Source organism: Mesorhizobium sp. P3_A10 (assembly GCF_056403175.1).
The window spans coordinates 115176-138539 of the sequence record NZ_JBFUFZ010000010.1; the positions used below are offsets into that span (position 1 = coordinate 115176).

A 23364-nucleotide genomic window follows, 5' to 3' on the forward strand; every position below is an offset into this window, starting at 1 on the left:
CTTCGCGAGATGACCGAGTTGCGGTTTAAGCCGCCGGCTCGAATTTCAGCGCCACGCCGTTGATGCAATAGCGCAGGCCGGTCGGCGGCGGGCCGTCGTCGAAGACGTGGCCGAGGTGACTGCCGCAGCGGGCGCAGTGGCATTCGGTGCGGACCATGCCGTAGCTGCGGTCGACCGTGTTCTCGACCGAACCCGGAACCGGATCGTTGAAGCTCGGCCAGCCGGTGCCGCTCTCGAACTTCAGCTTGGATTCGAACAGCGGCTGGTCGCAGCCGACGCAGGAAAAGGTGCCGGCGCGCTTTTCGTAGAGCAGCGCGCAGCTTCCCGGCCGCTCGGTGCCATGGTTGCGCATCACCGCATATTGCTCAGGAGTCAGCCGGGCGCGCCATTCGGCGTCGGTGCGGGTCACGGGATAGGTGTGGGTGTCCATTTGATCTCCTCAGCCTTGACGGCTCGTTGTTGATTGCAAGCTATATTCGCACCAACATAGGCATTTGTTACAGCGATATTCAGGTGAGGCCGGCCTGCAAATGGCTGATACCTGCGCTTCCGGTGCTCACATACGAAAAGTACGCTCCGCTCCGGTTCTCGGTATCAACCATTTTCGGCTCGACCTGACCTGAATCTCCACCGTTCGAGCAGGCAAATCAATGTTTCCTGGAAAGCTGCTTGGTCGCGCCTTCCAGACCGGCGAGCGTCAGCGGAAACATCCGGCCGCCAAAGATGTCGCGGATCATCGCGATCGAATGGGTAAAGCCCCAATTCTTCTGGTTTTCCGGGTTGAGCCATACCGCGTTCGGCCATTGCTGCAACAGGCGACCGAGCCAGACGACGCCGGCCTCCGGGTTCCAGTGCTCGACCGAGCCGCCGGGGTGCGCAATCTCGTAGGGGCTCATCGAGGCGTCGCCGACGACGATCACCTTGTAGTCCGGGCCGTATTTGTGGAGCAGGTCGAAGGTCGGAATGACCTCCGAGTGGCGGCGGCGATTGTCCTTCCACACGCCCTCGTAGACGCAGTTGTGGAAATAAAAATATTCGAGCTGGCGGAATTCGGCGCGAGCGGCCGAAAACAATTCCTCGACGGTTTTGATGTGATCGTCCATCGAGCCGCCAACATCGAAGAACATCAGCAGCTTCACGGCGTTGCGTCGCTCGGGCCGCGTCTGCACGTCGAGATAGCCGTGCTCGGCGGTGGCATGGATGGTGCCGGGCAGGTCGAACTCTTCTTCGGCGCCTTCGCGCACCCAGCGGCGCAAGCGCTTCAGCGCGATCTTGATGTTGCGGGTGCCGAGTTCGACGGCATCGTCGAAGTTCTTGAACTCACGCTTGTCCCAGACTTTGACCGCGCGGCGGTTGCGGCTTTCGTGCTGGCCGATGCGCACGCCTTCGGGATTGTAGCCATAGGCGCCGAAGGGCGAGGTACCGCCGGTGCCGATCCATTTCGAGCCGCCCTGGTGGCGGCCTTTTTGTTCCTCGAGCCGCTGCTTCAGCGTCTCCATCAATTTGTCGAAACCGCCCAGCGCCTCGACCAGTTTTTTCTCTTCCTCGGTCAGGTGCTTTTCGGCAAGCCGGCGCAACCATTCCTCGGGAATATTGGCGACGTCTACCGCATCCGGCCCGCCCAGCGCCTCCACGCCCTTGAAGACATGCGCAAACACCTGGTCGAAGCGGTCGATATGGCGCTCGTCCTTCACCAGCGCGGCGCGGGCAAGATAGTAAAAACCCTCGACATCATAATCGACCAGTCCCGCTTCCAGCCCTTCCAGCAGCGACAGATATTCCCTGAGCGAAACAGGAACCCGCGCAGCCTTCAGTTCGAGGAAGAAGGGGATGAACATGGTCTATCTACAGCAGATCGTACTCAATGAAGCCCGTCCGCCGTGCCACGTGGTCGTAGAGCTTGCGCGCCGTGGCGTTGGTTTCGTGGGTCATCCAGTAGACGTTCTTGACGCCGATCTTGGCCGCTTCCTGCTTCACCGCTTCGATGAGGGCCGCGCCGATGCCTTTGCCGCGCACATCGGGGTCGGCGAACAGGTCCTGCAGATAGCAGTTGTTTTTCTCCGACCAGCCGGAGCGGTGGTAGAGATAGTGGGTGAGGCCGACCGCCTTGCCGTCGAGCGTAGCGATGAAGCCCTTCGGCTCGAACTCACCTTCCGTGAACAGTCGTTTCCAGGTGATGGCGTAGACCTCCTGCGGCAGTTTCGTCTCGTAGAAGGTGAGATAGGCGGTCCACAGCCGCTGCCAGTCTGCGTGATCGGATTGCGCCAGCGGGCGCACGGTGATTTCGGTCATTTCATTCCTCCGAAGTTTTAGAGCGCCAAGCTGCCTCGGCGCGCAGTCGCCGGCAACGGTCCACAGCAGGGGAAAACCCTATTGCTGCCGCTTACCCCTGCCTTCGCGCCATGAAGGCCAGGCGCTCGAACAGGTGCACGTCCTGTTCGTTCTTCAACAGCGCCCCGTGCAGCTTGGGCAGAGCGTTCTTCGGGTCGGCGCGCAGATCCTCCGGTGCGATGTCGTCGGCGACGAGCAGCCTGATCCAATCCAGTGCTTCGGAGGTCGACGGCTTTTTCTTCAGCCCGGGCACGTCGCGGATTTCGTAGAACTGGGTGAGTGCGGCGCGCACCAGATTCTGCTTGATGCCGGGATAGTGGACGTCGACGATCTTGTGCAGTGTGTCGACGTCGGGAAAGCGGATGTAGTGGAAGAAGCAGCGACGCAGGAAGGCGTCCGGCAGTTCCTTCTCGTTGTTGGAGGTGATGATGACGATCGGCCTGACCTCGGCGCGGATCGTCTCGCCGGTCTCGTAGACGAAGAACTCCATCCGATCGAGTTCCTGCAGCAAATCGTTGGGGAACTCGATGTCGGCCTTGTCGATCTCGTCGATCAAAAGCACAACCTTCTTGCCGGCGGCGAAGGCTTCCCAAAGCTTGCCGCGCTTGATGTAGTTCCTGATGTCGTTGAACCTGTTATCGCCGAGCTGGCTGTCGCGCAGCCGCGACACGGCGTCATATTCGTACAGACCCTGCTGTGCCCGGGTCGTCGACTTGACGTGCCATTCGATCAGGTCGAGGTCGAGTGCGGATGCCACTTGCCTGGCAAGTTCGGTCTTGCCGGTGCCGGGCTCGCCCTTGACCAGCAAGGGCCGCTCCAGCGCGATCGCCGCGTTGACGGCCACCATCAGGTCCTTGTCGGCGACATAGGCCGCCGTGCCTTCGAAACGCATTTTTGCTCCTTGGTTCTCTTCAGTTGAACCGTAAGGACGCGGCCTTGCCTGTGCAAGGCTGCGGCGAAGCTGCCGTGAAACCTCGTGCCGCCAAATACGTTGCTTCGTCAGGTCCAACCTCGGACTGGGGGCGACAGAGTTGAAAGAAAAGACGTTCGGCAAAGCGGCGCTACAAGTGGCTGTCGGGGTGCTGGCGGCGACGCCGGTGCTGGTCGGCTTCGAAGGCATGGTGTCGGGACCGCAGTTTCTGCATGTCACAGCACCGTGGCCGGTCGATCTCGACAGCCATTTCCGTTTCCTCTCCGGCTCTTTCCTCGCCGTCGGCATCGCCTGGTACAGCTGCATTCCTGGCATCGAGACCAATACCGAACGGTTTCGCCTGCTCGCCGCCTGCACCTTCACCGGCGGGCTGGCGCGGCTCTTCTCGCTGCTGATGGCCGGCGCGCCGTCGGCGGGCCACATCGCCGGGCTCTGCGTCGAACTGCTGGCGGTGCCGGCGCTGGTGTGGTGGCAGGGGCGTGTCGCGAATAAAGCGGTCGAGAATGCCCTGGCATCTGGTCTATAGGCCGCAACAAGCCTATATCAGGGGCGACGGTCTGCGCTTCCCGGCAGGAGAACATTTTCCCCGGGGCCTTAATGATCCCTAGGGAGCTGTCCCTGGGAAGACCCGTGGGTTTTCTCATACGGCGCCCACCTACTTTGTAGGTTCCCGGGATCGCTCTCTCCACCGGTTGTGTGGATCGTCACTCAAACGCTTTGGATCCACTGACATTTCGGCGGATCATGCGGTAGAAACGTCGTTCCTGACACTCCGTTCAAACCCGACCTTTTCTACCTTGGCTCCATGACATCTCCAAAAGAATTGAAAAAACACCTCCGCAAGGAAGCACTCGGCCGCCGCGATGCGCTCGATGCGTTCTGGCGGGTGGAGGCCGCGCTCGAAATGGCCGAGACGGCGCGCGATCATCTAGCGGTCGAATCGGGCCAGATCGTCTCTGGCTTCTGGCCGATGCGCTCGGAGGTTGATGTGCGGCCGCTGATGTTTGCCTTGCGCGAGCAAGGAGCGCGGCTCTGCCTGCCGGCCATCCTCGACAAGACGACCATCGTCTTTCGCGAACTGGTGCGCGGCGCGCCGATGGTCGAGATGGGATTCGGCACTGTCGGGCCGCATGAAGAGGCAGAGGTGCTCGACCCCGCGGTGATGCTGGTGCCGCTCGCCGCCTTCGACGCGCGCGGCCACCGCATCGGCTACGGCGCAGGCTATTACGATCGTGCCATCGCCAGACTGATCGACAAGGGCCTGCCGCCCCGGCTGATCGGCATCGCCTTCGACTGCCAGGAAGTGGCGCTGGTTCCCGACGAGCCGCATGACGTCGTCATCTCGGAAATACTCACCGAGAGCGGGTTGCGCCGGTTCGCGCCAAAATTGTAGATAGATTATCTTTCAGACGCATGATCCTTTCCAAGGAGCCATGCAGCTTTTCAGGACCTAGATGAGACTTCTCTTTCTTGGCGATATGGTCGGCAAATCGGGACGCACGGCAGTGTGGGAACAGCTGCCTGGCCTGATCTCGGATTTCAAACTCGATTTCGTCATCGTCAATGGCGAGAACGCCGCCGGCGGCTTCGGCATCACCGAAGACATCTTTCGCGACACGATCGCAGCCGGCGCCGATGTCGTGACCACCGGCAACCATGTCTGGGACCAGCGCGACGCGCTGGTTTTCGCGCCGCGCGAGGAACGCTTCCTGCGCCCGTCCAATTTCCCCAAAGGCACGCCGGGGCGTGGCTCCGGCGTCTATATCGCCAGGAACGGCGCGCGCGTTCTGGTCGCCAACATCATGGGCCGGGTGTTCATGCATCCCGAGCTTGACGATCCGTTCCAGGCCGGCGAGCGCGAACTGGCCGCCTGTCCGCTCGGCGAACAGGCCGATGCGGTGGTCATCGATTTCCATGCCGAAGCGACCTCGGAGAAAATGTGTTTTGCGCATTTCGTCGATGGCCGCGCCAGCCTCGTCGTCGGCACCCACACGCACCAGCCGACCGCCGATCACCAGATCCTCAATGGCGGCACCGGCTATCTGTCCGACGCCGGCATGTGCGGCGATTATGATTCCTCGCTCGGCATGGACAAGGAAGAGCCGCTCAACCGGTTCCTGTCGAAAGTGCCGAAAGGCCGGTTCGAGGCGGCGACCGGGCCGGCGACACTGTGCGGCGTCGGCGTCGACATTTCCGATCGCACCGGCCTGGCCGAGAAGATCGCGCCGTTTCGCCGCGGGCCACGGCTGGAGGAAACCGCGCCGTCCTTCTGGTCGTGACATTGATATGGGTGCGCGCAGTACCTAACTGCCGGCCAACCGCGAAACTGCTCTAGATCGTTAAAGAGGGGACGACCTCCATGCAGCTCATCGAATTCCTGGCGCCGCATTTTGCCTTCGTCAACGATCCGACCGCGTGGATCGCGCTGCTGACGCTGGTGGTGCTGGAGATCGTGCTCGGCATCGACAATCTGATCTTCATCTCGATCCTGACCAACAAATTGCCGGAAGCGCAGCGGGCCCGCGCCCGGCGGCTCGGCATTTCGGCGGCGCTGGTCATGCGGCTGGTGCTGCTTGCCACCATCTCGATCATCGTCCAACTGACGACGCCGGTGTTCACCGCCTTCAGCCACGGCTTTTCCTGGCGCGACCTAATCCTGATCGCCGGCGGCCTGTTCCTGGTCTGGAAGGCGACCAAGGAAATCCACCACACGGTCGATCTCGACGACCATCAGGATTCAATGATGGGCGAGACGCTGCAGCTTTCGCTCGCCGGCGCCATCTTCCAGATCCTGTTGCTTGACCTCGTCTTCTCGATCGATTCGATCATCACCGCCGTCGGCATGACCGACGAGATCGCCATCATGTACATCGCGGTGATCGTGGCGGTGAGCGTGATGATGCTGGCGGCCGCGCCGCTGGCCAATTTCATCGCCAAGAACCCGACCATCGTCATGCTGGCGCTGGGCTTCCTGCTGATGATCGGCATGACGCTGATCGCCGACGGCATGGGCTATCATGTGCCCAAGGGCTACATCTACGCCGCCATGGGTTTTTCGGCGCTGGTCGAAGGTCTCAACATGCTGGCACGCAAGCGCAAGAAGTCCCGGTCCAGCGGCCATTAGTCCAGGAAAAGGCCGCGATCCTGAACGCGGGCGCCGCATACACGGCGCGGCTGGACGAATTGAGCCGATTTATCTATAAGCCGGCCATTCCGACAGAGAGCGCCGTTGCGTCCATCCGGACGCGCAAGGCCGTTCTAAATTTTGAATTTGAGCATTGCGGAAGACGAGGTGAAATCACCTTCGCTTCGGCATGCTCAGCCGAAAAGACGACAGGGGTGCCATGGCTGGCCATTCACAGTTCAAGAACATCATGCACCGCAAGGGCCGTCAGGACGCGGTGCGGTCGAAAATGTTTTCCAAGCTGGCGCGCGAAATCACCGTCGCCGCCAAAAGCGGTACGCCCGATCCATCGATGAACCCGCGCCTGCGACTGGCAATCCAGAACGCCAAGGCGGTGTCGATGCCGAAGGACAACATCCAGCGCGCCGTCAACAAGGCGTCGATGGGTGATGCCGAGAATTACGAAGCGGTGCGCTATGAAGGCTACGGGCCGGGCGGCGTGGCGCTGATCGTCGAAGCGCTGACCGACAACCGCAACCGCTCGGCCTCGAACGTGCGCGCCGCCTTCACCAAGGCCGGTGGTGCGCTCGGCGAAACCGGCTCGGTGTCGTTCATGTGGAACCGCGCCGGCGAGATCTACTATCCGGCGTCTGCCGGCAGCGCGGACAAGGTCATGGACGCGGCGATCGAGGCTGGCGCCGATGACGTTGAAACGGACGAGGAAGGCCACACCATTTATTGTGGCTTCGAGAGCCTCGGGGAAGTGTCCAAGGCACTGGAAGCCTCGCTCGGCGAGGCCGAGTCGGTGAAGCCGATCTGGCAGCCGCAGAACAATGTTCCCGTCGACGAGGAACGGGCACAGTCGCTGATGAAGCTGGTCGCCACGCTCGAGGATGACGACGACGTGCAGAGCGTCTACGCCAACTTCGAGGTCGATGACGAGACCATGGCCAAGCTCAGCGCGGCGTAAGATATGAGCGGAGCTCAATCTGATATGAGCGATGCTCAATCCGTGATGACCGACAAGCCGCTGCCCACCATCCGCATCACCTACTGCACGCAGTGCCAGTGGCTGCTGCGGGCCGGCTGGATGGCGCAGGAGCTGCTCTCCACCTTCGGCACGGATCTGGGTGAAGTAACGCTGGTGCCCGGCACCGGCGGCATTTTCACCATCACCTGCAACGACACGCTGGTCTGGGACCGCAAGCGCGACGGCGGCTTTCCCGATGCCGCCAAGCTCAAGCAGCTGGTGCGAGACGTGATCGACCCGGACCGCGATCTGGGCCATTCCGACCGCAAGGCCTAATCTGCGTCGATATTCAGCTGAGGCCGGCCTGCAAATGGTGGATACCTGCGCTTCCGGTGCTCACGTACGAAAAGTACGCTCCGCTCCGGTTCTCGGCATCCACCATTTTCGACTCGGCCTGACCTGAATCTCAACGCAGCTTACTTGCTCAACGACTTTCAGAGCAGCGCGAAGATGAAGCAGGCCATCGCCACGATGGCGGTGATGGTTCGGACGTGGTTCCACATCACCCATTGGCTCAGATGGTTCGCCCACACGGCAGCGCCGTTGGCGCTGGCCGGGTCGACGGCGGCGAGCGCATCGTTGAGCGGCACGTTGAAGACCATGGTCACGATCGGGTTGCCGATCAGGTAGATCACCGCGCCGGCAAGCAACCAGTACGAGCCGGACTGGCTCCAGCCCATGATGGCGGCGGCGATAAGCACCACACAGAGCAGGCCGGTGCCGAAAAGCGCCGTCATGAAGGTCGGGGTGATCACCGTGATGTTGATCGAATTCATCGCGGCGATGCCCGCTGGGACGGGCAACCGGGCGAGCGCTGCCATGACGAAATTGGAAAAGGCGAAGAACACGCCGCCGACGACGCCCGAGCCGATTGCGGCAATGATGGTGAGGGTGGGAAGAAGCTTGATCATCTCATTTGCTCCAGATGCCGGTTGCGGCGGTTTCGGTTGCGTAGGTGGAGAAGTCTTTCGGCGCGCGGCCAAGCACGCGCTGGACGCCGTCGGTGAGCACCTCGTTGCGGCCGTCGAGCACTTCGGTGAACAGCTCGTTGAGCAGCCAGGCGAACTCAGGCGGCATGTCGTGCGCGGCCACCGCGGCCGTGAACTCGGCGTGCGAAATCCTGACAAAGCGGATGTCGCGCCCTGTGGCCCTGGCGATCTCGGCGACCGCGTCGGCGAAGCTCAGGAGTCGCGGCCCGGTCAGCTCATAGAGCTGGCCGACATGGCCTGGCTCGGTCAGTGCGACGAAGGCGGCTTCGGCAATGTCGTCGGCATCGACGAAAGGTTCGCCGACACTGCCGACCGGCAACGCCACCTCGCCGTCGAGCAAGGAATAGATGAGGAAGCCTTCGCTGAAGTTCTGGGCAAACCAGGCGCAGCGCAGGATCGTCCAGTCGGCGCCGGAGGCTTTTACCATCTCTTCGGCGCGTTGCGCTTCCGTTTCGCCGCGCCCCGACAGCAGCACCAGCCGCGTGACGCCGCTGGCCACGGCAAGCCTGGCGAAGGCGCCGATCGCTTCGGCGGCACCCGGCACGGCCAGGTCGGGATAGTAGCTGATGTAGACAGCGCCGACGCCCTTGAGCGCCGGGCCCCAGGTGGCGGGGGTTTCCCAGTCGAAGCCTGGGGTGCTCGTGCGCGAGCCGATCCGCACCGGCAGGCCGCGCGCGGTCAGCCGCTCGGCAAGGCGGCGGCCGGTTTTTCCGGTGCCGCCGAGTACCAGAATTGGTTTCGATGTCGTGTCAGTCATTTCGGTTTCCTCTGTTTTGAAAATATGAGTAATCCTCACATTTGCAAAACGTGATAAACCCTCGTATTTTGCGAGTCAAGCGATTTTGGCGGCGAATTTTGGCGGCGATTTTTGGGAGACAGTCATGGAAGACACCGCAGCATCCGTTTCGCCGCCGGAGCAGATTGCATCGCCGCGCCGGGCGCCGAGCCAGCAGCGCAGCCGCGAACGCGTCGAGCGGATGCTGGCCGCCGCATCAGTGCTGATCGCCGAGCAAGGCAGCGACGCCATGCGCATGGGCGAAGTGGCGGAAAGGGCCGGCGTGTCGATCGGTTCGCTCTATCAGTTCTTTCCCGACAAGCGGGCGATCATCTGGGCGCTGGCCGAGCGCCACACCGCCGAAAGCCAGGCCTGCATTGCGGCCGCTTTGGCCAATGTCAGTGACGCCGAGGGCCTGCGACGGGCGTTTTCGGAGTTGGTCGATATCTATTACGGGCTGTTTCTGGCCGAGCCGGTGATGCGCGACATCTGGTCGGGCACACAGGCCGACAAGGCGCTGCGTGAACTCGAACTCGCCGACAGCCGCGCCAACGCCGAATTCCTCACCACGGTGCTGAAGCGGCTGCGGCCGGCCGCCGATCCTGCGGCGCTGGAAACCACGGCATTTCTCATCTGGCAGATGGGCGAGGCCGCCATGCGGCTGGCGATCTCGGTTGAGCGGCAAGAGGGCGATGATCTGGTCGCCGCCTACAAGCGCATGGCGCTCAGGGAGTTGGTGGGCGAGTAGAGACGAACCGCCCTTGGCGCTTTTCCCGCAGCGTTGGTGGTTGGCGAAACCGTTAGCGAGAGCGCCCCTCTCCCCGTCGCTATACGGGGAGAAGGGAGCTGTGGCCAACAAAAAACCCGCCTCGAAGGCGGGTTTTTCAAAATGCTGCAGGCGTATCCGGCTTAGAGGCCGAAACCTTCGAAACGCTTCTTGAACTTCGACAGGCGGCCACCGCGGTCGAGCAGGGTCTGCTGGCCGCCGGTCCAGGCCGGGTGGGTGGTCGGGTCGATATCGAGGTTCATCGTATCGCCTTCCTTGCCCCAGGTCGAACGGGTCATGTATTCGGTGCCGTCGGTCATGACGACCTTGATGGTGTGGTAGTCGGGATGGATGTCGGTCTTCATTGTTCTGATCCTGGGCTTTGTTCGTGGCTTGCCGGAGCGGCCGACGGGCGCAAAGCCTGCGTCGATGCGCCCCTTTTTAAAACTCGAAGCCGCAGCTATTGAGGAGCCACGGCTTCTAAAACGGTCGGCGAGCCTATACATCAGCCGGAATTGAATCACAAGGCCGCGGCAGGCGCATATTGAAGCGCCCACCCGGAAGCGGCCAGAGGAAACGGTCATGGCGGATATCAGCGGCGGGGAAGACGAGCGTCGGCGCTCGCTCAGGCCGCTGCGGCGCCTGTTTCCCTATCTCACCCGCTACCGGAAAATGGTCATCGGCGCGGTCATCTCGCTGGTCGTTGCGGCGGCAACGACGCTGGCGCTGCCGCTGGCCGTGCGGCGCATGATCGACCACGGCTTTTCGGCGTCCGATTCCAGTTTCATCGCCGAGTACTTCGCCATGCTGGTGGTGATGGCTGCCTTGCTGGCGGCGGCGTCGGCCAGCCGCTACTATTTCGTCATCACGCTGGGCGAGCGCGTCGTTGCCGACATCCGCAGCGATGTGTTCCGCCATGTCACCACGCTATCGCCGTCCTTCTTCGACACCGCCCAGTCAGGCGAGATCGTGTCGCGCCTCGCCGCCGACACGACGCAGGTGAAATCAGCTGTCGGGGCGACCGCCTCGGTGGCGCTGCGCAACGTCATCCTTGGCCTTGGCGCCGTGGCGATGATGGTCGTCACCAGCCCGAAACTGTCAGGGTTGGTCATCGCCGCAATTCCGCTGATCGTGCTGCCGCTGGTCGCCTTCGGCCGTTCGGTGCGGCGCAAGTCGCGGTTGGCGCAGGACACGCTTGCCAATGCGACGGCCTATGCCAGTGAGCAGATCGGCGCTGTGCGCACGCTGCAGGCCTTCACCAATGAGAAGCTGGTCACCAATCGCTTTTCGGCTGCCGTGGAAGCCGCGTTCGACGCGGCGCGGGCCTCGGTCTTTGCCCGCTCCTTCCTCACCTTCTTTGCCATCTTCATGATCTTCTCCTCGGTGGTGGCGGTGCTGTGGTTCGGCTCGCGCGACGTGCTCGCCGGCACGCTGTCGCCGGGCACACTCGGCCAGTTCCTGCTCTATTCGGTGTTCGCCGCCGGCGCGCTCGGCGCGCTGTCGGAAGTGTGGGGCGAACTTGCCCAGGCGGCCGGTGCCGCCGAGCGGCTGACCGAAATCCTCGCTGAAAAACCGGCCATCCAGGCACCGGCCGATCCGAAGCCGCTGCCTGCGACGGCGAAAGGCGCGATCAGCTTCGATGACGTGTCCTTCTCCTATCCGGCCCGGCCCGATCGCGCCGCTGTCCATGGCCTCAGTTTCCAGGTCAGGCCGGGCGAGACGGTTGCGATCGTCGGTCCCTCGGGGGCCGGCAAGAGCACGGTGTTCTCGCTGATCCTGCGCTTCTATGATCCCGAGACCGGCAGGATCGTCATCGATGGTGTCGATGTGCGTGAGGCCGATCCCGCCGCGGTGCGGGCGCGCATCGCCATCGTGCCGCAGGACGTCACCATCTTCGCCGCGACCGCGCGCGAAAATATCGGCTTTGGCCGGCCGGGCGCCAGCGAGGCCGAAATCGAGGCGGCGGCGAAAGATGCGCTGGCCGACGAATTCATCCTGAAGCTCGAGAAAGGCTATGACAGCCAGGTCGGCGAGCGCGGCGTGACGCTGTCCGGCGGCCAGCGCCAGCGGGTAGCGATCGCCCGCGCGATCCTGCGCGATGCGCCGATCCTGCTGCTCGACGAGGCGACCTCGGCGCTCGACGCCGAAAGCGAGACGCTGGTGCAGATGGCGCTGGAACGGCTGATGCAGGGCCGCACCACCATCGTCATCGCCCACCGGCTGGCGACGGTGCTGAAGGCCGACCGCATCCTGGTGATGGATGGCGGCCGCATCGTCGAGGAAGGCACCCACCAGAGCCTCGTCGCCAAGGGCGGCATCTATGCGCGGCTGGCCAAGCTGCAGTTCGAAACCGGCGCCAGCGCATTCAGGGGCGCTGCCGAGTAGGCATTTCCGGGGCTCAGTTTGGCAATCGTCTTGAGATACCAGTTGAGCTGAAATTTGGTCGGCGTGCTCGACCAGCGCGCCTTGCTACGGGACATTCCGAGATCGGCGATGCGTTGCGCCTATAGCATTGCGCCGTAACGCTCAAGCAGCCGGATAATCTCCACCTGTTGCGTCTTTGCCTCTGGTGAACTGCTGCCGCCACGGCCTGTCTGCCGCGTTGCAAGCATCATTGGCGTCGAGCCGTTCCCGTTCCTACGCAAGGCGTCAGCGCCGCCGTCCAGGAGCGCGCTCGCCGCTGCCGCGCACCGAGTTCTGACGGCGCGATGTAAAGGCGTCACGCCGTTCAGGTCGACGGCGTTGGGATCGGCCCCTGACGCGATCAGGCAGGCGACGGTAGCGGATTGGGCGACTGGATCCCACTTTGGCGACCCCGGAATCCCATCGGCGGCATAATGGAGCGCTGTCGCACCCCGCCGGTTTTTCGCGGCGACGTCGGCCCCGAGGCTGATGAACTTGCTCACGATCTCAGGCCGATGGGCCGCCGCCGCGACGTGAAGCGCCGTGTCGCCAGTATAAACTTGGTGGTTGATCTCGGTGAAAGCGTTGCCTGCCGACGCCCGGGTCGCCCCCTCTTTCAGGGTCGCCCGGCAGAGAGCAGGAGAGGTGGTCAGCAAGTCCAGCATGGCTGCGTCGTCAGCCAATGCGATAGCACTCATCAGGCGCCGGAGTTCAGCGTCATCGCCCATGGTTTGCTGCAAATCCTTTCGTTCGGGAATTCAGCGACGAAAGTGTATGTCCTACAACGGCATCTCACGATCCCGATTGACGTTTCATGCGATGGTGCCTTGCGGGCCTATAGGCCATGAACAAACAGCAGGAGCGGAAACGCAACTGTGTTCAGTTCCCATACCGCTTGCGCAAATGATCGGTGAAATGCGTGGCATTGAGCTTTTCGCCCGTGGCGCGTTCGAGCAGTTCCGGTGTCGACCAATGCGACCCTTGCGACCAGATTTTCCTGCGGCGCCAGTCGTTGATGGCGGCGAAATCGCCTCTGGCAAGATCGTTGTCGACTGAGGGATGGTCTTTCGTCAGCGCCGCCCATTGCTGCGCCGCCATCATGGCACCCAGCGTGTAGGAGGGGAAATAGCCGAAGGCCGCACCCGGCCAATGTACATCCTGCATCGGCCCGTCGGCCGGATTGTCGATGGTCGAGAGGCCGAGATAGTCGCGCATCTTGGCGTCCCAGGCCTCGGGCAGGTCGGCCGCCTGCAGCCGTCCGGAGACCAGTTCCTGCTCCAACTCGTAACGCAGGATGACATGCAGAGGATAGGTCACCTCGTCGGCGTCGACGCGGATCAGGCCACGCTCGACACGGTGCACATGCGGCAGGATGTCGTCGAGCGTCCAGCTTTCGCCGAGATGCCGTTCGACCACCGGCAGCGCCCAGCGCCAGAATTCGGGGTTGCGGCCGAGCTGCTTTTCGACGAACAGGCTCTGGCTTTCATGCACCGCCATGCCGCGCGCCTTGCCGAGCGGCCAGTGCGCCCATGCCTTCGGCAGATTCTGCTCGTAAAGAGCATGGCCGGTCTCGTGCAGCACGCCCATCAGCGCCGACAGGAAATCGGAGGTCTTGTAGCGGGTGGTGATGCGCACGTCGCTGGGCACGCCGCCGCAGAACGGATGGTGCGACACAGACAGCGAGCCATGGGTGAGGTCGAAGCCGACCGCCGCCATCATGGCGAGACCGAGCTCGCGCTGCCTGTCGATCGCATAGCTGCCCGAAAGCGGCTTTAGCGGGCGTTTTGCCAGGCGCTCTTCCTGCACCGCCAGCGCCTCAGGGACAAAGCCTTTCAGAAAGGTCTTCAATTCGGCGAACACCGGCGTGATGTCGGCGACGCGGTTGCCGGGATCGTACTGCTCCATCAGCGCGTCATAGGGATCGAGGCCGAGCACATCGGCGCGCAGTGCTGCCTCTTCGCGCACTAGCGTCACGATGCCTTCGAGCGCCGGCAGGAAACCGGTCCAGTCGTTCTCGGCGCGCAGGTCGCGCCAGAGCTGTTCGGAACGCATGCGGGCGACCGTCTGCCGCTCGACGAATTCCACCGGCAGGCAGGTCAGGTTGGTGTATTGCCGGCGCAATTCCCTGACCGCCACCTGCTGTTCTTCGTTCAGCACTTCCTGTTCGGCCGCCGCGATCCAGTCGGCGATCTCCGGCGCTGTCGCCTGTCGGTGATGCATGCCGGCAAGGGCCGACATCGCCTCGGCACGCTTCTCGCCACCGCCGACGGCCATATGGGTCGCCTCGTCTGCGCCGAGGATGGCAAGCGCATGCTCCAGCGCTTCGAGCTTGTGGCCGAGGTCATCGAGTTTCTGAAAGGACATGGGCTGCTTCCGGTGGGTTTGGACGGCGGGAAAAGATACCAACGCACGGCGATTGGCAACCCTCCAGGGCCGGTCTCGTTGATGCACCTTGCGGAAGTGACGGCGCGCGTGGAATGCTGGTGACTGCAAAAGACGGCGATGGAGGGAGACAAGATGATCGGCAACATTCTGGTCGGGCTGGTGGCCCTGATCCATGCCTACATCGTCTATCTGGAGATGGTGCTGTGGGACACGCCGCGCGGCCACAAGGCGTTCAGCCTGACGCCGGAATTTGCAAGCGCCTCGAAAGTGCTCGCCGCCAATCAGGGGCTCTACAATGGCTTTCTCGCCGCCGGGCTGATTTGGGGACTGTATCTCGGCGCCGCCGGATTCCAGATCAAAGTGTTCTTCCTGCTCTGTGTCGCCATCGCCGGTCTCTACGGCGCGGCGACGGTGGGCAGGAAAATCCTGTTCATCCAGACGGTGCCGGCAGTGCTGGCGCTGCTGGCGGTGTGGATCGGCTGGTAAAAAAGACGCCAGCGGGGCAACAGCCCCGAGGCGCCAGGCAGTCCCTTCCTTGTCCGTGCTGGACAGCGTCAACCGTTCGGATAGTTTCCGCCGTCGGCACCGTCGCCGATGGCGAAGCCGCTGCCGGTATCGCTCATCAGCCGCTGATCGAGGTTGTCGAGCCGGTGCAGCAGCTGGGCGTATTGCGCTGCCGGTATCCTGCCATGGTCGGCGGCGGCGGTTTTTTCGGCGGCCTGGCTGATATGGGCAGCCCGCTGGTGCAGCTTTTGCGCCTCGGCCGGCGTGATGGTGTTCGCCTGCTTGCGTCGGTGATGCCCTTGTCCACGCCTTGCACCTGCTCGATGAGGGCTGCAACGCGCGGGCCGGTTAGATCGGTCGGTGCAGCCTCATCGAGGGCGCCCTTGTGGTGTCCGGCGGCGTAGGCGCCTGCGAGTGGGACGGCGATGAGAAGTGCGGTGAGCGTTGCAGTCCTGTTGAAAGAGCGCATGGTTGCGTCCTCCTCTTATTGGGGAAGGCGGCGATTGTTTCGCCAGGCTTCCGTCCGGGCCGTCCGGTTCCGTCGCGTCGCGATGATGGGAGCCATCGCCGGCGGTTCTCGGCCCATGGCGGACGCTAGGATCGCGTTGCGGCAAAGTGTAATTAAAAAAAGATAATCTTTTCAGGCCTTGCCGGCCTCGGGCTGCGCCCTAGAGTTGAGCCGACGAAACAAATTCGCGTGATACCGCGTGAAGATCGATCAACGTTCGGTGAGCTTCAATTCGATACGGCGGTTCTTGTTGCGCGCCTCTTCGGTGTCGGCGGGATCGAGCGGCTGGAATTCGCCGAAGCCGGCGGCGACCAGCCGGTTGGCCGGCACGCCGTTCTCGATCAGGAACTTCACCACCGAGGTCGAGCGCGCCGTCGACAGTTCCCAATTGTCGCGGTAGCGGCCGGCGCCGGACAGCGGCTTGTTGTCGGTATGGCCGTCGACGCGCAGCACCCAGTTGATCTCCGGCGGAATCTCTTTTTGCAATTCGATGATGGCGTCGGCGAGCTTCTTCATCTCGACCTTGCCGGCGTCGTTGATTTCTTCGGAGCCGGTCGGGAACAGCACTTCCGACTGGAAGACGAAGCGGTCGCCGACGATGCGGATGTTCTCGCGGTCGGCGAGGATTTCGCGCAAGCGCCCGAAGAAGTCGGAGCGGTAGCGGTTGAGTTCTTGCACGCGCTGCGCAAGCGCCACATTGAGGCGGCGGCCGAGATCGGCGATCTTGGTGTTGGAGTCGCGGTCGCGCGTTTCCGACACGTTGAGCGCATCCTCGAGCGCGCCGATCTGCTTGCGAAGTGCGGCGATCTGCTGGTTGAGGATCTCGACCTGGCTCAGCGCCTGCTGGCTGATCTGGCGCTGGCTGTCGAGTTCGCCGCCCAGCTGTATGGCGCGCTGGTTGGCGGCGTCGCCGGCGCCGGCACCTTGCGCCAGCAACTGTTCGAGCCGGCTCTTTTCCGCCTCTGACGCCGACAGCGATGCCTGCAGATTGGCGAGCGAATCATCCTTGTCCTGCGTCGTCGAGCGCTCCAGCGCCAGCAGTTGCGTCAGTTCGTTGATCTGCGAGTTGAGGCGGGTGAGCGCCGTATCCTTGCCGGAGAGTTCGCGACCGAGCAGGAATTGCGCCAGAACGAAGACGGTGAGCAGGAACATGATCGCCAGAAGCAGCGTCGACAGCGCGTCGACAAAGCCCGGCCAGTAGTCGATGCGGCGATCGGTGCGCCGCTTGGCGAGCGCCATGTTAGTGGACCCCGGGCTTCTTCAGGGCGTCGGCGATCTTTTCCAGCGTGTTGCGCATCGCCTTCTGTTCGTCCGACTGGGCTTCGACCCAGTCGCGCATGATCTGCTGTTCCGAGCGCATGTTCTTGACCAGACCCGAAATGCCATCGGCGAGATTGGCCATGGCGGTGGCAACGCGCGGATTGGAGCCGCCGCCATTCTCCTGCATGCTGCGCAGCCTTTCCGACAGCACGCGGATCTCGTCGGAGGATTCGGTCTTGGCCGGATCGGCGACGACGATGTCGGACGACAGGTCAGTGACCGAGGACAACCAGTTTTCAAGTTCGGTGTAGAAACGGGTCTGGGCGCGGCCGGCCTGCAGGTCGAGGAAGCCGAGCACCAGCGAGCCGGAGAGGCCGAACAGAGAGGACGAAAACGCGGTGCCCATGCCGGCCAACGGCGCCGACAGACCCTGCTTCAGCGAATCGAGCACGGCGGCGGCGTCACCGGTGCCGGGATCGAGCGACTCGATGGTTTCGCGGATCGAGCCGATGGTGTTGAGCAGGCCCCAGAAGGTGCCGAGCAGACCGAGGAACACCAGCAGGCCGACAAGGTAGCGCGAGGTGTCGCGGCTTTCGTCGAGGCGGGTGGCGATCGAATCAAGCATGGTGCGCATCGAGCTGGTCGAGAAGGCCACGGTCGACGAGCGGCCGATCATCGCCTTCATCGGCGCCAGCAGCACCGGTTCGGTGGTTTCGGAGCCGGCACGGAAGGAGTTGACCCAGCGCACTTCCCGAAACAGGCGCCCGACCTGGGCGAAGGCGAGCAGGATGCCGACCGCCAGCACGCCGACAATCAGGCCGTTGAGGCCGGGATTGCTGCCGAAAGCGGTCGAGATCTGGCGGGTCAGGATGGCGGCGATGAAAGCGACGATGGCCAGGAAGATGACCATGGTCAGCACAAAGACCTGCGGGCTCGACAGTTTGTGCGGATCGTAAATCAAGACGTCGGAACGCCTGCCCATGCCGAAGGATCTGAGAAAAGCCATCCGTGCCCCGTTTCCGATGCTCTATTTGCCTTGACGCAATTCCGAACGGGAAACCGCTCACACTTTCCCTTGAATTGCTCCAGTGCCGCCGATCACGTATTTCGCGACTTTAAACGGAATTGTGACCAAATTGAATGGCGCCTGGCAATATTGCCGGAGAGCCTAGAACCGGTTGATGACCAGGCAGTCGACCATGGCGGCCAGATGCAGGCCAGCGCCGGTGACGACAAAGCCGTGCCACAGCGCATTGTGGAAGCGCAGGCCTTTCCAGGCGAAGAAGATGACACCACAGGAATAGACGACGCCGCCGGCAACGATGAGCGCGATCGACGTCGTCGGCAGCGTCTCGACAAGCGGCTTGGCCACGACGATGCCGCTCCAGCCGATGGCGAGGTAGAAGACGATGGCCAGCCGGTCGAAGCGGCCGGGAAGCAGCACTTTTATGGCGATGCCGATGGCCGCCGCGGTCCACACCAGGACGATCATCGAAACGGCCAGCGGCGAGGTGTCGAGCTGGGCGAGGAAAGGCGTGTAGGTGGCGGCGATCAGCAGGTAGATCGCGGCATGGTCGAAGCGCCTCAGGATCCACTTCGCCGGTGACGACACAGGCCACAGATTATAGGCGAGCGACACCGACAGCACAGTCAGCAGCGAAACCACGTAGAAGGCGGCGGCGACATATTCGCCGGGACCGACATGGAAGGCGGCCAGCGCCAGCAACGCCGAGCCGGCTGATATCGCCAGCACGATGCCCACCGCGTGGACGACGCCGTCGGCGATCATTTCGGCGCGCGAATAGTGCCAGCGACCCACGAAGGGGATTTCAATCTCTGGCCGCGCGTCCGTCATGAATGATCCTGCATCACCCCTATTTGGGCGCTTGCCGGACAGTATTTCAAGCTTTGGTTGCGGTTTTGCGACTGCGGCGCTTCAGCGCGCCAGGTGCTTTGGGCGCCAAGCTTCTCAGCGTGGCGTGACCGGCTTTTTGACCGTCTTCAACAGCGCGCGATGGATGACCTCGTTGCCGGCGACGACCGAGCCGTGGTCCAGCATGTCCTGGCCGCCATCCATGTCGGAGACAAAGCCACCGGCTTCGCGGATCAAAAGAATGGCCGCGGCCATGTCCCAGGCCGACAGGCCGGTTTCCCAGAAACCGTCCATGCGGCCGGCGGCGACATAGGCGAGATCGAGCGAGGCGGAGCCGAGGCGGCGGACGCCGGAAACCTCGGCCATGACGTTGCGCAGTTCGACGAGGAAATTGCCGTGCTGGCCGCGCCCGAGATGTGGCACGCCGCAGCCGATGACGGTGTCGACCAGCTTGGTGCGGCCGGCGACGCGTAGCCGGCGGTCGTTCATGAAGGCGCCGCCGCCGCGCTCGGCGGTGTAGAGCTCGTCCATCGCCGGATTGTAGATGACGCCGGCGACAACCTGGCCCTGGCGCTCCAGCGCGATCGAGATGGCAAACAGCGGAATACCGTGCAGGAAATTGGTGGTGCCGTCGAGCGGATCGACGATCCAGCGGTGCTGGCCGTCGTCGCCTTCGATGGCGCCACGCTCTTCCATCAGGAAGGCGTAGCCCGGCCGCGCCTTCGACAGTTCGGCAAACAGGATGTCCTCGGCCTTGCGGTCGGCCTGGCTGACATAGTCGCCCGGCCCCTTCATCGACACCTGCAGGTTCTGCACTTCGCCGAAGTCGCGCGCCAGCGAGCGGCCGGCCTTCATGGCGGCCTGAACCATGACGTTTAGAAGTGCGGAGCGTGCCATCGTTATTCTTCCTGCTGCGCTTTAACCTTTGATTTGATGCATGTCGTTGACCCAAAACCGGGGCCACTTTTGGGCGACATGCATCAGTCCGCGCGGCGCACGTAAGTGATTTCGTTGGTGTCGACGATGATGCGCTCGCCCGAACCGATGAAGGGCGGCACCAGCACGCGGATGCCGTTTTCCAGTACCGCGGGCTTGTAGGAGGACGCGGCTGTCTGCCCCTTCACCACAGGATCGGCCTCGGTGATGGTCAGCGTAACATAGTCGGGCAGTGAAATGCCGATCGGCCTGTCTTCATAGAGCTGAACTGTCACCATCATGCCGTCCTGCAGGAACGCAGCACGATCGCCGACGAAGTCCTTGTTCAATTCGAGCTGCTCGTAGCTCTGGGTATCCATGAACACCAGCGCGTCTTCTTGCGCGTAGAGGAAGGAAAAATCCTTCAGGTCGAGCCGGATCTGCTCGACCGTCTCGGCCGAGCGGAAGCGCTCGTTGAGCTTGGTGCCGTTGATCAGGTTCTTGAGTTCCACCTGGTTGTAGGCGCCGCCCTTGCCGGGCTTGACCGTGTTGGTTCTGACCGCCACCCACAGGCCGCCATCGTGCTCGATGACGTAGCCGGGACGGATTTCGTTGCCATTGATCTTGGCCATGATGATTTTTGATCCGGAATGAGATGTTCGCCGCTGCGAATTTCGGCCTCCAAGACCACAAATCGCCAGAAGAGGCAAGGGAGGCGGCTTTGAGGGGGGTAGACCAGGGGGTAGGCGTCAGGGCAGGCGGTTTGCCTTCTGCAACGCCTGCTTGGTCTGGTCGTCGGTCAGGCCCTGCAGGAAATCGTCCATCTCGGGATCGATGAGCCCGGCGCGGCGGGCGACGATGTACCAGGCGCCGGCGAGGATGAGATCCGGATCGGTGCCGATGCCTTGCATATAGAGTTTGGCGAGGCGATTCTGGGCGGCGACGTTGCCGCCCTCGGCAGCCTGTTTCATCCAGCCGAAGCCGGATTTCATGTCGCGCGCGCCGCCACGTCCCTCGATCATCCAGGCGGCAAGATCGATCTGCGCGGTGTCGTAATTCTGCCTGGCAGCCTGTGCCAGCAGGCGGCGGGCCTGGGCATCGTCGCGCGGCTTGCCGCCGGCGCCATTGGCATAAATCTGCGCCATCGCATACTGCGCGTCGGCAAGGCCGGTGGCGGCGGCCCGCTCGTAGTAGGATACCGCCTTGGCGATGCCGGCATCGCCGGAGTCCTGCTGGACCAGCAATTGCGCGAAATTGAACTGCGCCAGCCGATTGCCGGCCTCGGCGGCAGCCTGCATCAGCGCATAGGCCTCTTTCTCGTCCTTCTTGACGTAGCGGCCGTCGAGCAGCATCAGCGCATACTGGAATTGCGATTCAGATACGCCTTGCTCGGCGGCAAGCGCGTACCACTTGGCGGCCTCCGCCGCGTTGAGCGGCACGCCGAGACCGCGCGACAGGATCTCGGCCAACAGGGTCTCAGCTGCCGGATCGCCGTTCTGGGCGCGAACCAGCGCGAGATTGTAGGCTGTCTTGTAAAGCCCGCGCTGAAAGGCGCCGTAGGCCGGGTCCGCCGGCTTGGCGCCAAAGCGATCGGGATTGATGGTGTCGGCCGACGGCAGCGGGGCGGGTTCGGCGGTGGTGGCGGGCTGCGGCAGCGGCTTGTCGATGGGCTTGTCGACATGCACGCCGATATCGGGCACGCCGATGTCTGGCTTGGGTTGCGGCAGCGGTATGGTCTGCGCAGCGGTGGCGGCGCCCTGCATCATCAAGACCGCAACCAGGGCCTGGAGAGGAAGCATTGGCGAGGACATTTCAGTCCTCGAAACGCGGAGCTGTTTCATCGAGCAGCAAATTGGCGGCGGCGACCGCCGCCTTGGGGTCGACACCATCGGCGAAGACGGCGCTGGACAGCGCCACGAATTCGGCGCCGATGGCGGCCACCGCTGTCACCGAAGCGAGATCGGAACCGGCCATGACGATGCACGGGATCTGGATCACGTCGGCCCAGAATTGCCCAAGCGACAGGTTGCGGGGGTGCGGCTCCGGCTTGTTGTCGTAGCCGAAGCGGCCAAAGAACATGTAGTCGGGCCTGAGCTCGCCGAGCTCCAGCGCATCGTCGCGGGTCTTGGCGCCACCGGTGCCGACCATCATCTTTGCCTGGAAATGTCCGATCGTCTCGGCAAGTTCGGCCTTGCCGACCTCGACATGGATGCCGTCGGCCTGGACGCGGCCGGCAATGCGGGTGTCGCCGGCAATGATGACCGCGACACCGGCCGCTTGTGCAACCGGCACGATCTCTTCGGCGAAGGCCTGGAAGGAGGCTTCATCCATGCCGTTTTCGGGCAGGATCAGCGAGGCGACGTCGCCGCCTTCGAATGCCGCCACAATACGTTGCGCAGGCGCACCTGGCGGCGCGATCAGCACGATGCGGCAGCGGTTTGGAGGTGTTGCTTCGTTCATAGGCCTTCGATCCCGGTTTTCGCCTATGCCGGGCGAAGATGGTTGGATTGCGGCATAGAGCAAACTGCCCGCCTTGAACAGGCGGGCAGCCGGGATCGCGATTTGAAAGTCTAATGCCTGCTTTATCGGTTCACTTGATCGCTTGCGGGCTTTCCAGCGGGGACCTCGACTTCCACAGCGTCCAGCCGAGATTCATGCCGGCGGCGGCGATCAGGATGGCGGCAGCGCCGACGATCTGGAGGGGATGCAGCCGATGGCCGAAGGCAACGACATCGACCAGGATCGCGACCACCGGGTAGATGAATGACAGCGATCCTTGCAGATGCGTCGGCAGCTTCTGGATGGCGCCATACATCAATATGTACATGAAGCCGGTATGGACGACGCCGAGGGTCGCCAGCATGGCCCAGCTCCACGCATCGGTGGGAAGCTGGGTGAGATTGGCAAAGGGTGCCAGCATGACGACGCCGACGCAAACCTGGATGAGAGCGATCAGGTGCGGCGGCGTGCCTTTGAGCTTCTTGGTGACGATGGCGGCAACGGCCCAGAAGAAAGCCGCCCCCAACGCCATGGCGATGCCGGTGAAATAGTCGGTGCCGACGTCGCCGGCATCAGGCGTGGCCTGCACGATCAGCAGCATGCCGGCGAAGGCGATGCCAAGCCAGGTCAGCTTTGTCAGGGTCAGCCGTTCGGAGAAGAACAGCGCGCCGAAGCCGACCAGCATGAAGGGCTGGGTGTTGTAGACCGCCGTGGCGATCGAGATCGAGGCACGCGAAAACGCGCTGAACAGCAGCAGCCAGTTGATGACGATGGCAGCGCCGCCGAGAGCAGCGATGCCGATGACGCGCAGCGACAGCCTGCCGCGCAGCAACCCAAGGGCGGCACAGATGACCAGCAGCGTTATCGCACCGAAAGCGCAACGCCAGAACACCACGTCCATGATCGGCTGGCCTGAGAGCACGACGAACCAGCCAATGGTGCCCAGGATCGCCATTGCGGCGGACATTTCGATCGTGCCGCGTACCGTGTTGTCCATCAGAAACCTCTACAGTTTGAGGCTTCATGATCTCATGCCGGATCGTCTCTTTCTATAGTCCACAAAAATCCGTA

26 protein-coding genes, 1 other RNA gene and 1 pseudogene are annotated in these 23364 nt (G+C 63.1%); 10 read left to right on the forward strand and 18 right to left on the reverse strand.

All coding sequences use genetic code 11. The features are described from left to right. Positions 1-25: 25 nt before the first annotated feature. The 4 genes from msrB to AC1DXU_RS28310 form a co-directional block, all read right to left on the reverse strand. Complete coding sequence (gene msrB / locus AC1DXU_RS28295; RefSeq protein ID WP_477246052.1) at positions 26-430, reverse strand: peptide-methionine (R)-S-oxide reductase MsrB; 405 nt, start codon at positions 428-430, stop codon at positions 26-28. 217 nt (positions 431-647) lie between these two features. After that, the gene (locus AC1DXU_RS28300) at positions 648-1838 is read right to left on the reverse strand and encodes a vWA domain-containing protein (RefSeq protein ID WP_477374306.1); all 1191 of its coding nucleotides are present in this window, start codon (positions 1836-1838) and stop codon (positions 648-650) included. 7 nt (positions 1839-1845) lie between these two features. Continuing rightward, entirely contained in the window at positions 1846-2292 is a 447-nt protein-coding gene (locus tag AC1DXU_RS28305) for an N-acetyltransferase family protein (RefSeq protein ID WP_477374308.1), read from the reverse strand. Positions 2293-2383: 91 nt separating this feature from the next. Beyond that, positions 2384-3223 (reverse strand): AAA family ATPase, encoded by an 840-nt coding sequence (locus tag AC1DXU_RS28310; RefSeq protein WP_477374310.1) that lies wholly within the window; start codon positions 3221-3223, stop codon positions 2384-2386. Between the two features lie 139 nt (positions 3224-3362). Between AC1DXU_RS28310 and AC1DXU_RS28315 the strand changes: the two genes are divergently transcribed. The 7 genes from AC1DXU_RS28315 (at position 3363) to AC1DXU_RS28345 (ending at position 7692) form a co-directional block, all read left to right on the forward strand. Further along, a complete protein-coding gene (locus AC1DXU_RS28315) occupies positions 3363-3788 on the forward strand; it encodes a DUF4345 domain-containing protein (RefSeq protein ID WP_477374312.1) in 426 nt (141 codons plus the stop codon). 25 nt (positions 3789-3813) lie between these two features. Next, a non-coding RNA gene (ssrS, locus tag AC1DXU_RS28320) (6S RNA) lies at positions 3814-3969 on the forward strand. Between the two features lie 98 nt (positions 3970-4067). Further along, on the forward strand, positions 4068-4655 hold the full coding sequence (locus AC1DXU_RS28325) for a 5-formyltetrahydrofolate cyclo-ligase (RefSeq protein WP_477374314.1): 588 nt from the start codon (positions 4068-4070) through the stop codon (positions 4653-4655). A gap of 61 nt (positions 4656-4716) precedes the next feature. After that, complete coding sequence (locus AC1DXU_RS28330; RefSeq protein WP_477374315.1) at positions 4717-5541, forward strand: TIGR00282 family metallophosphoesterase; 825 nt, start codon at positions 4717-4719, stop codon at positions 5539-5541. An 80-nt stretch (positions 5542-5621) separates the two neighbouring features. Continuing rightward, positions 5622-6386 carry a TerC family protein gene (locus AC1DXU_RS28335; RefSeq protein WP_477374317.1) on the forward strand — a complete coding sequence of 255 codons (765 nt, stop codon included), beginning with the start codon at positions 5622-5624 and terminating at the stop codon, positions 6384-6386. A 220-nt stretch (positions 6387-6606) separates the two neighbouring features. After that, complete coding sequence (locus AC1DXU_RS28340) at positions 6607-7356, forward strand: YebC/PmpR family DNA-binding transcriptional regulator (protein WP_477319980.1); 750 nt, start codon at positions 6607-6609, stop codon at positions 7354-7356. Between the two features lie 45 nt (positions 7357-7401). Beyond that, positions 7402-7692 carry an Rdx family protein gene (locus AC1DXU_RS28345; RefSeq protein ID WP_477374374.1) on the forward strand — a complete coding sequence of 97 codons (291 nt, stop codon included), beginning with the start codon at positions 7402-7404 and terminating at the stop codon, positions 7690-7692. A 158-nt stretch (positions 7693-7850) separates the two neighbouring features. On the opposite strand, the gene AC1DXU_RS28350 is transcribed toward AC1DXU_RS28345, so the two are convergent. Continuing rightward, the gene (locus AC1DXU_RS28350; protein ID WP_477319889.1) at positions 7851-8327 is read right to left on the reverse strand and encodes an anthrone oxygenase family protein; all 477 of its coding nucleotides are present in this window, start codon (positions 8325-8327) and stop codon (positions 7851-7853) included. A 1-nt stretch (position 8328) separates the two neighbouring features. Beyond that, a complete protein-coding gene (locus AC1DXU_RS28355; protein ID WP_477374319.1) occupies positions 8329-9162 on the reverse strand; it encodes an NAD(P)H-binding protein in 834 nt (277 codons plus the stop codon). A gap of 124 nt (positions 9163-9286) precedes the next feature. On the opposite strand from AC1DXU_RS28355, the gene AC1DXU_RS28360 reads away from it, so the two are divergent. Further along, positions 9287-9928, forward strand: coding sequence for a TetR/AcrR family transcriptional regulator (locus AC1DXU_RS28360; protein WP_477374321.1), 642 nt, complete (start codon positions 9287-9289; stop codon positions 9926-9928). A gap of 161 nt (positions 9929-10089) precedes the next feature. Here AC1DXU_RS28360 and rpmE read toward each other — a convergent pair whose 3' ends face one another. Beyond that, positions 10090-10311, reverse strand: a complete 222-nt coding sequence (gene rpmE, locus AC1DXU_RS28365; RefSeq protein WP_006327661.1) for a 50S ribosomal protein L31 — start codon at positions 10309-10311, stop codon at positions 10090-10092. A gap of 217 nt (positions 10312-10528) precedes the next feature. On the opposite strand from rpmE, the gene AC1DXU_RS28370 reads away from it, so the two are divergent. Next, on the forward strand, positions 10529-12331 hold the full coding sequence (locus tag AC1DXU_RS28370) for an ABC transporter transmembrane domain-containing protein (RefSeq protein WP_477374323.1): 1803 nt from the start codon (positions 10529-10531) through the stop codon (positions 12329-12331). Positions 12332-12450: 119 nt separating this feature from the next. Here the strand turns inward: AC1DXU_RS28370 and AC1DXU_RS28375 are convergent, their stop codons facing one another. After that, on the reverse strand, positions 12451-13077 hold the full coding sequence (locus AC1DXU_RS28375) for an ankyrin repeat domain-containing protein (RefSeq protein ID WP_477374325.1): 627 nt from the start codon (positions 13075-13077) through the stop codon (positions 12451-12453). 151 nt (positions 13078-13228) lie between these two features. Next, positions 13229-14713, reverse strand: coding sequence for a carboxypeptidase M32 (locus AC1DXU_RS28380; protein ID WP_477374327.1), 1485 nt, complete (start codon positions 14711-14713; stop codon positions 13229-13231). A 153-nt stretch (positions 14714-14866) separates the two neighbouring features. On the opposite strand from AC1DXU_RS28380, the gene AC1DXU_RS28385 reads away from it, so the two are divergent. Next, positions 14867-15220, forward strand: coding sequence for a DUF1304 domain-containing protein (locus AC1DXU_RS28385; RefSeq protein ID WP_477319877.1), 354 nt, complete (start codon positions 14867-14869; stop codon positions 15218-15220). A 68-nt stretch (positions 15221-15288) separates the two neighbouring features. Here AC1DXU_RS28385 and AC1DXU_RS28390 read toward each other — a convergent pair. The 9 genes and pseudogenes from AC1DXU_RS28390 to AC1DXU_RS28430 all read right to left on the reverse strand — a co-directional run bounded on the left by AC1DXU_RS28390 (position 15289) and on the right by AC1DXU_RS28430 (position 23290). Continuing rightward, positions 15289-15707 (reverse strand): annotated as a pseudogene (locus tag AC1DXU_RS28390) (hypothetical protein). Between the two features lie 249 nt (positions 15708-15956). Next, a complete protein-coding gene (locus AC1DXU_RS28395; RefSeq protein WP_477319873.1) occupies positions 15957-16985 on the reverse strand; it encodes a peptidoglycan -binding protein in 1029 nt (342 codons plus the stop codon). A 1-nt stretch (position 16986) separates the two neighbouring features. Further along, the gene (locus tag AC1DXU_RS28400; RefSeq protein WP_477319871.1) at positions 16987-18012 is read right to left on the reverse strand and encodes a MotA/TolQ/ExbB proton channel family protein; all 1026 of its coding nucleotides are present in this window, start codon (positions 18010-18012) and stop codon (positions 16987-16989) included. Positions 18013-18174: 162 nt separating this feature from the next. Beyond that, positions 18175-18861, reverse strand: coding sequence for a PAQR family membrane homeostasis protein TrhA (trhA, locus tag AC1DXU_RS28405; RefSeq protein WP_477319869.1), 687 nt, complete (start codon positions 18859-18861; stop codon positions 18175-18177). Positions 18862-18975: 114 nt separating this feature from the next. Next, entirely contained in the window at positions 18976-19776 is an 801-nt protein-coding gene (locus AC1DXU_RS28410) for an inositol monophosphatase family protein (RefSeq protein ID WP_477319867.1), read from the reverse strand. A gap of 83 nt (positions 19777-19859) precedes the next feature. Continuing rightward, entirely contained in the window at positions 19860-20426 is a 567-nt protein-coding gene (efp, locus tag AC1DXU_RS28415) for an elongation factor P (RefSeq protein ID WP_477246089.1), read from the reverse strand. Between the two features lie 117 nt (positions 20427-20543). Next, a complete protein-coding gene (locus AC1DXU_RS28420) occupies positions 20544-21635 on the reverse strand; it encodes a tetratricopeptide repeat protein (protein WP_477374329.1) in 1092 nt (363 codons plus the stop codon). Next, positions 21607-22254, reverse strand: a complete 648-nt coding sequence (locus AC1DXU_RS28425) for a thiamine phosphate synthase (protein WP_477319863.1) — start codon at positions 22252-22254, stop codon at positions 21607-21609. Before AC1DXU_RS28425 ends, AC1DXU_RS28420 begins: the two co-directional genes overlap by 29 nt. A gap of 130 nt (positions 22255-22384) precedes the next feature. Next, positions 22385-23290, reverse strand: coding sequence for a DMT family transporter (locus tag AC1DXU_RS28430; RefSeq protein WP_477374331.1), 906 nt, complete (start codon positions 23288-23290; stop codon positions 22385-22387). Positions 23291-23364 lie beyond the last annotated feature (74 nt).